Origin of the sequence: Lysinibacillus capsici (assembly GCF_020217405.1) — a bacterium.
Lineage (GTDB): Bacteria > Bacillota > Bacilli > Bacillales_A > Planococcaceae > Lysinibacillus > Lysinibacillus capsici.
In genome coordinates, this window is sequence record NZ_CP084108.1 from 729470 (window position 1) to 742338 (window position 12869).

Genomic DNA, 12869 nt, shown 5'->3' on the forward strand with positions numbered 1-12869 from the left:
AAGTATGAAAATTCTAGTAACAGGCGGAGCAGGTTTTATTGGTAGTAACTTTGTAAACTACATGGTTGATAAATATCCTGAATATATGATTATTAATGTTGATGCTTTAACATATGCAGGTAATTTAGAAAATTTAAAGCCTTCTGAAGGCAGGCTAAATTATCAATTTGTCAAGGCTGATATAACAGATGCAGAGACGATGGATCAGCTAATTGGTGATGGTGTAGATGCTGTGATTAACTTTGCTGCAGAATCACATGTTGACCGAAGTATTACAAACCCTGGAATCTTTGTGCAAACAAATATTCAAGGAACTCAAGTATTATTAGATGCAGCTAAAAAATATAACATCAAAAAGTATTTACAGGTATCGACAGATGAAGTATATGGTTCATTAGGAGAGAAAGGCTACTTTACTGAACAGACGCCACTAGCTCCAAATAGTCCTTATAGTGCAAGTAAGGCTGGAGCAGATATGCTTGTACTTGCATACCATGAAACTTTTGGACTGCCAGTAAATATTACACGTTGCTCTAATAACTACGGTCCGTTCCATTTCCCTGAAAAATTAATCCCTTTAATGATTATTAATGCATTGAATGATAAAAAACTTCCGGTTTATGGAGATGGTAAGAATGTTCGAGACTGGCTACATGTAACAGATCATTGTAGTGCCATTGATTTAGTTTTACATAAAGGAATAAATGGTGAAGTTTATAATGTTGGTGGACATAATGAAAAAACGAACTTAGAGGTTGTTAAAGAAATCTTAAAGCAGCTTGATAAGCCAGAGTCATTAATCCAATATGTAGAAGATCGTTTAGGTCATGATCGTCGTTATGCAATTGATCCAACGAAGCTTCAAAAAGAGTTAGGTTGGGAGCCAAGATATACATTTGAAACAGGCTTAAAAGAAACTGTGCAATGGTATCTAGATAATCAAGCTTGGTGGGAAAATATCATTTCAGGAGATTATCAAAATTACTATCAACAACAGTACGGTGGTAAATTGTAATGAAGATTATGGTAACAGGTGCTAATGGACAACTTGGTCAGGAGCTTGTTAAACAGTTAGCAAATAGCTCGCATGATTTGTTTGCATTTACTAAAACTGAGTTAGATATCACGGATACAGAGAGTGTGCTTACTGTATGTAATGATATTCGACCAGATATTATTATTAATGCTGCTGCTTATACAAATGTTGATGGAGCAGAAACTAATGAAGAATTAGCTTTTCAAGTAAATGCTGTAGGGCAGCGAAATTTAACTGTTGCAGCAGAAAAAGTTGGAGCGAAAATTTGTTATATTAGTACTGACTATGTTTTTAATGGAGAAGCAATTTCTCCATATAATGAGTATAGGAATGTAGATCCATTAGGAGTGTATGGACAATCAAAGTATGCAGGTGAGTTTTTAACCCAAACGCTCAACGCAAAGTATTTTATTGTACGCACAGCATGGGTTTATGGAGAGTATGGTCCTAACTTTGTGAAAACCATGCTAAAATTAGCTGAGGAAAAATCCGAACTAGGTGTTGTTCATGATCAAGTTGGATCTCCTACTTATACAGTCGACTTAGCAGAGTTCCTCATTGAGCTAGTCCAAACGGAAAAATACGGTATCTATCATTGTACAAATAGTGGAACATGCTCGTGGTATGAATTTGCTCAAGAGATATTTAAATTAGCTAAAAAAGATATCAAAGTTAATCCATTAACGTCAGATCAATTCCCGAGACCTGCAAAGCGTCCTGCTTATTCTGTCTTAGGCGATTTGTCAATTCGAATAAATGGTTTTGCTCCTAGGAGAAATTGGAAGGAAGCTTTAGGTGAATATTTAAACAAAAATAACAATCTCCTTTAGATTGTTATTTTTGTTTATAAAGCTATAATTAAAATGTATTATAAAAGGAATAGAGGGGTAATTTGGCTAGTATAGCTGTTCAAATTGTTACATATAATAGTGCGGATTATATAACAGATTGTTTAGATTCAGTCATTTTGCAATCATATCTAGTTGAGAAGATAATAGTCATTGATAATAATTCAAATGATTGCATTGAAGACATTGTTTCTCGTTATTCGAATGTTTATTTTGTTCAAAATAGCATAAATAGCGGATTTGTAGGTGGTCATAACCAAGGCTTAAATTATGCTGAGACAGATTATGTTTTAGTATTAAATCCAGATGTAATATTAGATAAATATTATATAGAACATATTATAAAATTTATGCAGCTTAATGAAAAAGTTGGTGCTGCCACTGGTAAATTATATAGAGATTTAGATTCACACATTATTGACAGTACAGGGATTAATATAAAGAAAAGTCGTCGCGCAGTTGATCGGGGAAGTGGGGAAGTAGACCAAGGACAATATGACGACATGATAAATGTTTTTGGAGTTTCAGGTGCTGCAGCCGTTTATAAAAGAGAAATGGTTGAGATGATTTCTAGAGAGGGACAATTTTTTGACGAAAGTTTTTTTGCTTATAAAGAAGATGTTGATGTTAGTTGGAGAGCCAGGCTAGCAGGTTGGGAAATATGTTTTGTCCCTCAAGCTATAGCAAAACATGAACGTGGTTGGAAGGATAACAAATCAAGGAAGGATATCTCCCTTCAAACCAGAAAGCATTCCTATATCAATAGACATTTTTATATAATTAAAAACGATAACTTTTTTTACTTTTTATTGCATTTTCCTTTTATTTTACTATATGAAGCATCTTGTTTGGTTTATATTCTCCTAAAAGAACGAAAGCTTTTCTATGCATATAAACTTCTTTTTATGGAGTATAAAAGTTTAAAAAATAAGAAAGCGTTTATACAATCATATAGAAAGGCTCCTTCAAAAAAGATTTATCAATATTTTAAAGGAATATGGTAAAAATTAAAATGGATTTAAGTATAGTCATTGTAAATTATAATACAAAAAAGCTAACAATTGATTGTATTCAATCAGTTTTAAAATCAAATGTAAGTTTCCAATATGAGATTTTTGTAGTAGATAATGCTTCTTCAGATGGGTCTGTAGTACAAATACAAAATCTATTTCCGCAAGTGCATATGATATCTAATAAAGAAAATGTCGGATTTTCCAAAGCGAATAACCAAGCAATAAGAGAGTGTAACGGCCGTTATGTTTTATTGTTAAATTCTGATACTATAGTGAATGAGAATACATTAGATAAAATTATTTGTTTCATGGATAGAGAAACGAATATTGGTGCTGTTGGATGCGAAGTAAATTTAGCGGATGGTACATTGGATAAGGCTTGTCATAGAGGTTTTCCAACCCCAGAAGCTTCCTTCTATTATATGATGGGTTTAGCTCAAAAATATCCTACTAGCCCTAAATATAATAGCTATCATAAAAGCTACCTCAATATGAAAGAAATACATGACATTGATTGTTTAGTAGGTGCATTTATGCTGGTAAAACGAGAAGTAATTGAGCAAGTAGGGCTTTTAGATGAAGAATTTTTTATGTATGGGGAAGATATAGACTGGTGTTATAGAATTAAAGAAGCAGGATGGCGAATTGTTTATAATCCAACGGTATCTATAACTCATTATAAGGGTGCTAGTAGTCGAAAAAAACCATTTAAAATAGTATATGAGTTCCATAGAGCCATGTATGTATTCCATAAAAAGCATTTTGCAAAAAAATATAACTTTTTGGTTAATAGTATAGTTTATACAGGAATTACAATAAAACTAACATTTGCTACAATAAGTAACCTTTTGAAAAGATTACATTAAATATAAAGTTAAATAGGTGATTAAAGTGATAAGAGGAAAAGAGCGCTTTATAACACAGCTATATATGACAACAGATTTCATCTTTATTCAATTAGCATTTGCTGTTGCATGGTATTTTCGCTTTGTGATTAATAAAGAGCAACAAGGGTCGTATTTGCCACTAACTGATTATTTTATTTGGAACATTGTTTACTCAGTGGCATTTTTGGCTATAGGTTTTTTGATTGGCTTATACGTGCCGAAAAGAAAAATGAAGTTTGCAAAAGAAATTTCTAAAATAATCCAAGTTCAAATTTATAGTATGTTTGTTTTGTTAAGTGTTTTATTTATTGTTAAAACGATCGATATTTCAAGGATGTTCTTAATCATCTATCTACTAGTAGGATTTTTGATAATTGTCATGTATCGCTTTTTTGTTAAGCAACTATTAAGATCGATGCGGACAAAAGGCTTCAACCAACAGTTTGTGTTAATTTTAGGAGCGGGGTCAGTAGGAAAAAGATATATAGAAAACTTAGATAACCATCCCGAATATGGGCTAAAAGTAATTGGTTTTTTGGATGATTTTAAAGAAATCCATAGTGAAAAAAAAGTATTAGGAAAGATTAAGGATCTTTCAACAATATTAGAAAATAAAATAATTGACGAGGTAGTTATTGCTTTACCTTTAACGGTTTTTTCTAAATATCACCAAATTATAGAAGCCTGCGAAAAGGCAGGTGTACGAGTATCGATTGTGCCAGACTTCTATGATATATTGCCTGCAACGCCACACTTTGAACGATTTGGTGATTTACCAGTCATCAATGTTCGAGATATACCTTTAGACGAATATATTAATAGAGTACTAAAACGAATATTTGATATTGCTTTTTCGTTATGTGCAATAATTGTTATATCACCACTGTTATTGTTTATTGCTCTTGGTGTGAAATTAACCTCTCCAGGACCTATTTTATTTAAACAAGAGCGCGTGGGTCTAAATCGAAGAACATTTTATATGTATAAATTTAGATCGATGAAACACATGTCTGTAGAAGACTCTAATACACAATGGACTGTTGAAAATGACCCAAGAAGGACTAAATTTGGTACTTTCCTGCGAAAAACTAGTCTTGATGAATTCCCACAATTCTTTAATGTGCTGAAGGGTGACATGAGTATAGTTGGACCTAGGCCTGAGCGACCTTATTTTGTAGATCAATTTAAAGAAGAAATTCCAAAATACATGGTGAAGCATCATGTGAGACCTGGAATAACAGGTTGGGCTCAAGTATGCGGATTGCGCGGTGATACTTCAATTGAAGACAGAATAGAACACGATATTCAGTATATTGAAAATTGGACTTTACTATTTGATATAAAAATAATTATAAAAACAATTATTAATGGCTTTGTAAATAAAAATGCATATTAAATAAAAATTCCAATAATTAGAAAATTGGATAGTATTGTATATAATTCATGTAAATTTCTTTAGGAAGTGACGCTCAATGAAAAAAATCCGCAAAGCAATTATCCCTGCAGCTGGTCTTGGTACACGTTTCCTTCCTGCTACAAAAGCAATGCCTAAAGAAATGTTACCAATAGTAGATAAGCCTACGATTCAATATATTGTAGAGGAAGCAATTGCATCAGGGATTGAAGATATTATTATAGTTACAGGTAAAGGCAAACGAGCCATCGAGGATCATTTTGATAATGCCATAGAGCTTGAAACAAACCTACTTGAAAAAGGTAAATTCGATATTCTTGAGAAGGTGCAGGAATCTGCCAATGTAGAGATTCATTATATTCGGCAGAAGGAACCACTTGGTTTAGGTCATGCTATTTGGTGTGCTCGTAAATTTATTGGCGATGAGCCTTTTGCTGTGCTGCTTGGTGATGATGTTGTAAAAAGTGAAGAACCTTGTTTAAAGCAACTCATGAATCAATTTGAGAAAACTTTTTCAAGTGTCATAGGTGTACAAGAGGTGGCCGATGAAGACGTTCATCGTTATGGAGTGATCGATCCGGTAAGCAGAAACAACCAATTAATGCAAGTCACTAAATTTGTTGAAAAGCCTGCATTAGAGGAAGCTCCATCCAATTTTGCAATTATTGGACGCTATATTTTGACCCCAGAAATTTTCCGCTTCTTAGATGAAAAGAAGAAGGGGAAAGGTGGAGAAATTCAATTAACCGATGCCATTGAATCTTTAAATGGTATCCAAAGAGTCTTTGCCTATGCCTTTGAAGGAAGACGTTATGATGTTGGTGAGCAATTAGGATTTATAGAAACAATTATTGATTTTGCATTGGAACGTGATGATTTGAGTGAAGGTATAAAAGAATTTATTTTAAAAAAAGCCAAAGAATTAAGTGGTGAAACGATATGATACTAGTTGTTGGTGGTGCCGGTTATATTGGTAGTCATTTGGTGAAAGAATTAGTAAAAAGTCAAGATGTTGTTGTACTAGATAATCTGAGCACAGGTCATTCTTGGGCAGTAAACACAAGAGCTATTTTTGTACAAGGTGATTTGGGAGATCCTACTACTGTTCAATACATATTTGATACATATAAAATTGAAGCAGTTTTACATTTTGCAGCCTGTAGCTTAGTTGGTGAGTCTGTAATTAATCCTCTGAAATACTATGAGAATAATGTTGTAGCTACATTAAATTTATTAAAAATGATGAAGCAATATCAAATTAATAAGTTTATTTTCTCTTCTACTGCTGCAACTTATGGGATGCCAAATGTTGATGACATCGATGAAGAAACGCCAACTCATCCAATTAACCCATATGGTCAGTCGAAGTTAATGGTTGAGCAAATACTCGCCGATTTCGCACATAGCTACGGATTGAAATATGTTGTTTTACGATATTTTAATGTGGCAGGGGCTGATGAAACAGCTGAAATTGGCGAAAGTCATGATCCAGAAACACATTTAATTCCGATTATCCTTCAGCATTTAGGAGGACAGCGAGACTACATTTCAGTATTTGGCACTGACTATGATACACCTGATGGGACTTGTATTAGAGACTATATTCATATTACTGATTTAGCTAACGCGCATTTATTGGCACTTGAGGCATTATTAGAAAATAGGATTGCAACAGCAACATATAATTTGGGAAATGGTGACGGTTATTCAGTGAAGCAAATTATTGAAACTTGTGAGCAAATTACTGGGAAAAAGGCGAATGTACAGAATGTTGAACGACGTTCGGGTGATCCTGCTAAGCTAGTTGCCAATGCGGATAAAATTTATGCCGAATTAGGCTGGAAGGCCCAATTAGACATTCAAGATATTATAAAAAGTGCATGGAGATGGCATAAAAAACATTTCTAATTACCAATTCGACATTGTTCGAGTTGGTTTTCTTTTTTCTATATGTCATAATATACATATCAAAATTTACCTTAAGAAGAGAGGATTCTATAGTGTTTACAGAAATTGTGAAAACAACATTACTGAATTGTTCGTTAAATAATAGCGATCTTATTCAATATAAAGATCGTGTAAAAAAAATCCATAACACTTTACCACAATATCCTCTAACAGGCTGGATAGGGTTACCGCTAGAGAATCATGAAGGAATGCTTACTTCTATAGAAAATGTAGCAAGTGAAATAAGGGCTTGTGCTGATGTTTTGGTTGTTGTAGGTGTTGGAGGCTCCTTCTTAGGTGCGCGTGCGATACAGGAAGCGTTGATGCCTTACTTCGGATTAGGTAAGTGTGGTATAGAAGTTGTCTATGTAGGTCTTAATATGAGTGGTGCCTATATTAAAGAGCTTCTAGCTTATTTAGATACAAAACAAGTATATGTCAATGTTATTTCAAAGTCAGGTGGGACAATGGAACCAGCACTTGCCTTTCGTGTCATGCGTTTATATATGGAAGAGCGTTATGGTGAAAAGGCAAAAGAGCGCATTATTGTAACAACTGATGCAAATAAAGGTCTATTAAAAGGAATTGCCGATAAGGCAGGCTATCGTCAATTTGCCATACCTGATGATGTGGGTGGGCGTTATTCTGTTTTAACACCTGTAGGTTTGTTACCTGTAGCAGTTGCAGGTGTAGATATTCGTGCTTTAATGAATGGTGCTCGTCATGCTGCAACAGAGCTAGCAGAGGAAGATTTGGTACACAATGATGCCTACAAATATGCTGTGACGCGCCATATGCTCTATGAGCAAGGCTATACGATTGAATTACTTGCTTCGTTCGAGCCAGGTCTCAATAAATTTCATGAATGGTGGAAGCAATTATTTGGTGAAAGTGAAGGGAAAGAGTATAAAGGGCTTTATCCTTCTACTGTCAACTTCTCTACCGACTTACATGCTATTGGGCAGTTTATTCAGGAAGGCAGTCGCGTGATGTTCGAAACTTTATTACACTTCCATGAAATTGAGGGCGATTTAGCCGTACCTTTTGATGCACGAAATGAGGATGGCTTAAATTATTTGTCGAGTCGTACTTTTAATGAGATTAATGCTATTTCTAAGCAGGGAACAGCCCTTGCACATGCTGAAGGTCAGGTACCTGTTATTCAACTTGAATTGCCCAAACTAGATGCTTATCATCTTGGTTATTTGATTTATTTCTTTATGAAGGCATGTGCGATGAGTGCCTGCCTGCTAGAGGTTAATCCATTTGATCAGCCGGGTGTAGAGGCCTATAAAAGTAAAATGCTAGAGTTGTTGAAAAAAGAAAAGGTGATAGGTAAATGATGAATGTTCAGGAATTAATTAATTGCTGGTTAGCTCAGCCGCTTCCGAGTTATTTAGCTGAGGAGCTTACCACTATTGCTTCTGATAAACTGGCCATTGAAGATCGATTTTATCAATATGTATCATTTGGGACAGGTGGCATGCGCGGTTTACTAGGAGCTGGAACGAATCGGATAAACATTTATACGATCCGTCGTGTAGCAGAAGGCCTTGCTCGTTATATTGAGTCTAGTGGGGAAGAAGCTAAACAACGTGGCGTTGTATTGGCGTATGACACCCGTCATTTTTCCTATGAATTTGCCTGTGAGACTGCAAGTGTACTAGGAGTACATGGAATTCGATCCTATATATATAAGAAAGCTAGACCAACACCTCAGTTGTCGTTTACAGTTCGTAAATTAAATGCTTATGCAGGTGTCGTAATTACTGCAAGTCATAACCCAAAACAGTATAACGGCTTTAAAGTATATGGGGAAGATGGTGCACAGCTAACACCAGATTTTGCAAATGAGATTATCTACTATATGAACGAAATAAAGGATATTTTTGCTATTAAGGTAGAGGAGCTTGCTTTATTAGAACAGCAAGGGTATATTACATGGCTTGCTAGTGATTTAGATAAAGAGTACTTAACAAGTCTTTTGACTTTAAAGAGCAATCAAGATGTGGCTTTAAATATGAACATTGTCTATACACCATTGCATGGTGCTGGTTTGGTGCCAGTTAGTGAAGGATTACGGGCATTCGGCTTTCAACAAGTACACATTGTAGAACAGCAAGCTGTGCAGGATGGAGAATTTCCAACAGTTGCTTACCCAAATCCAGAGGAATCAAATGCCTTTGAGTTAGCAATGAAGCTAGGTAATCAGGTTGGGGCAGATCTATTGCTAGCAACTGATCCAGATGCTGATCGGTTGGGGGTAGCTGTTAAAAGTGATGATAGTTATAAGCTTTTGACAGGGAATCAGCTGGGTGCATTATTGCTGAATTATATATTGTCGACAAAACAACAGCTCGGTTCTTTACCTCAAAATGGAGTTATGTTAAAAACGATTGTGACTTCAGAATTGGGTACTCATATTGCAGAAAAATATGATGTAGCGACAGTAAATACATTAACAGGCTTTAAATATATTGCTGAGAAGATTGCAGAGTATGAGCGAACGGGTGAGTATTCGTATTTATTCGGCTATGAGGAAAGCTATGGTTATCTAATTGAAACTTTTGTGCGAGATAAAGATGCGGTGCAAGTTGCATTAAAGGTTGCAGAAATGGCTGCTTATTACGAGACGCAAGGTCATACATTGCTTGATCAGCTAGACAATTTATATAAGGAATATGGTTACCACAATGAAGCTCTGCTTTCCCAGCAATTTGAGGGCAAAAACGGACAAACAGAAATGCAAGTTATGTTACAACGTTTACGTGACAATATGCCAAAAAAAATTGTTAATTTGACTGTGCTGCGTACAGAAGACTATTTAGTAGGACAAGCTGTCTTAGCAAACGGAACAATAGAAGGGCTTACTCTTCCAAAAGAAAATGTAGTAAAGTTAATTCTTGAGGACGGTTCATGGATTGCTATTCGTCCATCTGGTACTGAACCGAAATGCAAGTTTTATATTGGTGTAGTAGGGGAAACCGCAGAGCATACACAGCAAAAGCTTGAGCAAGTGAAGGAAGCTGTGCTGGAGATAGTAAAGTAGAATAAAATTAAAAGGTGCTCCTTATTTAATTAGCAAATGAATAATTAAAGAGGAGCGCTTTATGTAAAATTGAAAATATCTATATTATCAAGACTCTATTGAATAATTTGAGTAAGCTTCATATTTTTCATATAGTTTAGTCCCTTTAATTCATCCTAAACATCTTGAAGAGCAACTACTGCTACTTTATTCCCCAACCCGCACGAGCAATTTTAGCCCCAGAAATAAACCCCTCATGTTGCAATGTTTCAACAATCTCTCCGAACATACCTTTATCTATATCAAAATCATAAAATCTTGGTTCTTCATTATTAAGTATTCCCTCTAAAATATATAAGATAATAATCTTATCTTTCTTATAAATCCTCCAATCTATTATTATTCAGTATAATGATGAGATAATACCTTTCACATGATGTCCTCCTTTTACGGAAATTCTTCGAAAGTTATGTAACTTTTTCATACAATAACATGTCTACTTAATAGGATGATTTGAAGTACTAGCATGAGTAGAAACTATTCTTCTATAAAGCCAAAGGAGTTTTATAGAAAATGTTCGTGCGAATTGGAAAAACTCCTTTCATTATATGAAGCTTTCGAAGGAGAAAGGCTAGCACCCTAGTACCAAATTCTACTCTTTTCGATATAAATCCCACATTTTAGGGGTTTTTCGTGTTAAGATGATAAAGACTATTGTAAGAGGAAAAAGGAGATTAAGATGTTAAAGAAACTAAGGACTACATGTATTGTATCAGCAGTTGCGTTGGCTACGATTTTGCCAGGACAAGCGTCTGCATCAGCTACTAGTAACAATGGAATTCAGATAAAAAACAATGTTTCGATTACGATTAATGGAGAGACGATTCAAGTCAATGATCCTATTTTAAATAAATCGGATTTCTTATTATTACCAATGCGTGCATTGTATGAAGCGGTTGGTGCAAGTGTGGATTGGGATAAGGAAACGTTGACGGCATCGGCGATTCGCAATGGTAAGATGGTTGATTTAACAATCGATTCGTATAAGGCTTTAGTAGATGGTCAAGAGGTTGCAATGGATGTTGCGCCATTTATGTATAAAGATCGTACCTACATGCCATTACGTTTCGTCAGCGAAAACTTTGATGGAGTTGTTAATTGGGATGAGGCTACTCAATCGGTGGATATTACATTATCAGATGAAACAACAGCACCACCGCAGGAAGACCCATATATCTTACATATCAATAACAAACGTATTGTCATGAAAGATCCGATTGTTTCAAAGGATGGAAGAACCTATTTACCTGCTAGCTATATTTATGATTATTTAGATGATTCATCTGGTACTTGGCAGCCTGATGGTTCCTTTGAATTGTTAATTGGTGGGATGAGCTTTATTTTCAATGATAACAGCAATCAGGCTTTGGTTAATAATGAAGCAGTGACAATGATCGAAAAGCCATTTATACAAAAAGGCAAAATGTACATTCCTGCTAAGTTTCTTGTGGATACATTAGGTGGAAATTTACGTTATATCACAGAGAAAAAAGAAATGTATATTTATGTTTACCGTTATATGTTTACAAGCCCCTTCCTAGATAAATCATATGGCACGACGTCATCACCCGAGGCTGTTCCTTCTGCTCGTTTAGAGGGGGATCGTGATTTATTTATTAGTGATAATCCCGAAACGTTAACACGTAAGCTTGTGCCAATGAATAATGCGACGCTTGCCCAATATGATGTCAAACCAACTGCGGCAACGAATAAGCATCGTGTCTTTGGCTGGCATTACAACACATTAGGTACGGACGTCAATCTTGGCATTACCGTTCAAAACAAGTCTACGACAGAGAGCATTAAAGTGACTGACTCGAAGGGCATTAGCCAAAAAACGGGTAATAGCTGGGTAGGTCATGACCTAGGTTTGTCAATTGCGGACGCTACTTTAAATAACAAGCTTCAAAAATCAGAAAGTAGTGGTATTGTCATTGCACCAGGGGAAACAAAGGTCATTGAAACATACGATTTACACTATGATTATATTATCGGCTTTTTACATGATTTAGATATTCAAGCAGTCAATGGTGGAAAGCCAGAGTATACGATTCGTACTGTGCTTTCAAAAGATAATACAGATTTAACAACAATCCAATCAGAACAGGTTGCCGTGGATGAGTATGCGAAACATCCAAGAGGTGCTTGGCCAAGTGCTACCATTCTAGCAGAGCTACCAGCCTATACAGTAGATACTCCAGAGGTAGGCTATAACATTTCCAATGGCCGTACAGACCATTTACAAACGGCTGAAAATTCATTTTCTCAAATCAATGGTGCTGTAGGAAACCCAGGTCACTTCGGTATGAACTATAAAGTATCCATTCCTGTTGTCAATCCAACTGGCTCTACAAAAACGATTAAGCTGAAGTTAGCTGGTCGAGGAGGATTATACAGCGGAGCGATTAAGGTGAATGGCAAAGTGTATTTAGTGCCTTCTTTAAGAGTAGGGGCAGAGTATGTTGAATTACCAGATTTCAAAATGAAGGGTTCAAAAGATACGATTGAATTAGAACTAATGCATGCTGGTGGTGTCAACCTTCCAGTAGCAATCTATGTAGAAACAAAATAAAAAAGTCACTGGCACGGGTCATGTGACATGGTACGTGCCATACTTTGAATTAATTCGGAGTGAA

General features: G+C 35.5%; 10 protein-coding genes. All 10 read left to right on the forward strand.

From position 1 onward, the window contains the following. Positions 1-4 precede the first annotated feature (4 nt). The 10 genes from rfbB (at position 5) to LCP48_RS03525 (ending at position 12805) form a co-directional block, all read left to right on the forward strand. Positions 5-1015 (forward strand): dTDP-glucose 4,6-dehydratase, encoded by a 1011-nt coding sequence (gene rfbB, locus LCP48_RS03480; RefSeq protein ID WP_225340697.1) that lies wholly within the window; start codon positions 5-7, stop codon positions 1013-1015. Next, positions 1015-1866, forward strand: a complete 852-nt coding sequence (gene rfbD / locus LCP48_RS03485; protein ID WP_225340698.1) for a dTDP-4-dehydrorhamnose reductase — start codon at positions 1015-1017, stop codon at positions 1864-1866. Before rfbB ends, rfbD begins: the two co-directional genes overlap by 1 nt. A 62-nt stretch (positions 1867-1928) precedes the next feature. Continuing rightward, positions 1929-2888 (forward strand): glycosyltransferase family 2 protein, encoded by a 960-nt coding sequence (locus tag LCP48_RS03490; RefSeq protein ID WP_225340699.1) that lies wholly within the window; start codon positions 1929-1931, stop codon positions 2886-2888. 8 nt (positions 2889-2896) lie between these two features. Further along, positions 2897-3763, forward strand: coding sequence for a glycosyltransferase family 2 protein (locus LCP48_RS03495; RefSeq protein WP_225341009.1), 867 nt, complete (start codon positions 2897-2899; stop codon positions 3761-3763). 25 nt (positions 3764-3788) lie between these two features. Next, positions 3789-5180, forward strand: a complete 1392-nt coding sequence (locus LCP48_RS03500; protein ID WP_225341010.1) for an undecaprenyl-phosphate glucose phosphotransferase — start codon at positions 3789-3791, stop codon at positions 5178-5180. A 76-nt stretch (positions 5181-5256) separates the two neighbouring features. Next, a complete protein-coding gene (gene galU, locus LCP48_RS03505) occupies positions 5257-6141 on the forward strand; it encodes a UTP--glucose-1-phosphate uridylyltransferase GalU (RefSeq protein WP_225340700.1) in 885 nt (294 codons plus the stop codon). Continuing rightward, a complete protein-coding gene (gene galE / locus LCP48_RS03510) occupies positions 6138-7106 on the forward strand; it encodes a UDP-glucose 4-epimerase GalE (RefSeq protein ID WP_225340701.1) in 969 nt (322 codons plus the stop codon). The genes galU and galE overlap by 4 nt, the downstream gene beginning before the upstream one ends. Before the next feature lie 92 nt (positions 7107-7198). Beyond that, positions 7199-8488, forward strand: a complete 1290-nt coding sequence (locus tag LCP48_RS03515) for a glucose-6-phosphate isomerase (protein WP_225340702.1) — start codon at positions 7199-7201, stop codon at positions 8486-8488. Further along, positions 8485-10194, forward strand: coding sequence for a phospho-sugar mutase (locus tag LCP48_RS03520; RefSeq protein WP_318528167.1), 1710 nt, complete (start codon positions 8485-8487; stop codon positions 10192-10194). Before LCP48_RS03515 ends, LCP48_RS03520 begins: the two co-directional genes overlap by 4 nt. Before the next feature lie 718 nt (positions 10195-10912). Continuing rightward, complete coding sequence (locus LCP48_RS03525) at positions 10913-12805, forward strand: stalk domain-containing protein (RefSeq protein WP_225340703.1); 1893 nt, start codon at positions 10913-10915, stop codon at positions 12803-12805. The last annotated feature ends 64 nt before the right edge of the window (positions 12806-12869 follow it).

Coding starts and splice junctions, on each gene's coding strand:
- rfbB (WP_225340697.1), top strand. CDS start 5: ATGAAAATTCTAGTAACAGGCGGAGCAGGTTTTATTGGTAGTAACTTT.
- LCP48_RS03525 (WP_225340703.1), top strand. CDS start 10,913: ATGTTAAAGAAACTAAGGACTACATGTATTGTATCAGCAGTTGCGTTG.
- LCP48_RS03495 (WP_225341009.1), top strand. CDS start 2,897: ATGGATTTAAGTATAGTCATTGTAAATTATAATACAAAAAAGCTAACA.
- galU (WP_225340700.1), top strand. CDS start 5,257: ATGAAAAAAATCCGCAAAGCAATTATCCCTGCAGCTGGTCTTGGTACA.
- rfbD (WP_225340698.1), top strand. CDS start 1,015: ATGAAGATTATGGTAACAGGTGCTAATGGACAACTTGGTCAGGAGCTT.
- galE (WP_225340701.1), top strand. CDS start 6,138: ATGATACTAGTTGTTGGTGGTGCCGGTTATATTGGTAGTCATTTGGTG.
- LCP48_RS03520 (WP_318528167.1), top strand. CDS start 8,485: ATGATGAATGTTCAGGAATTAATTAATTGCTGGTTAGCTCAGCCGCTT.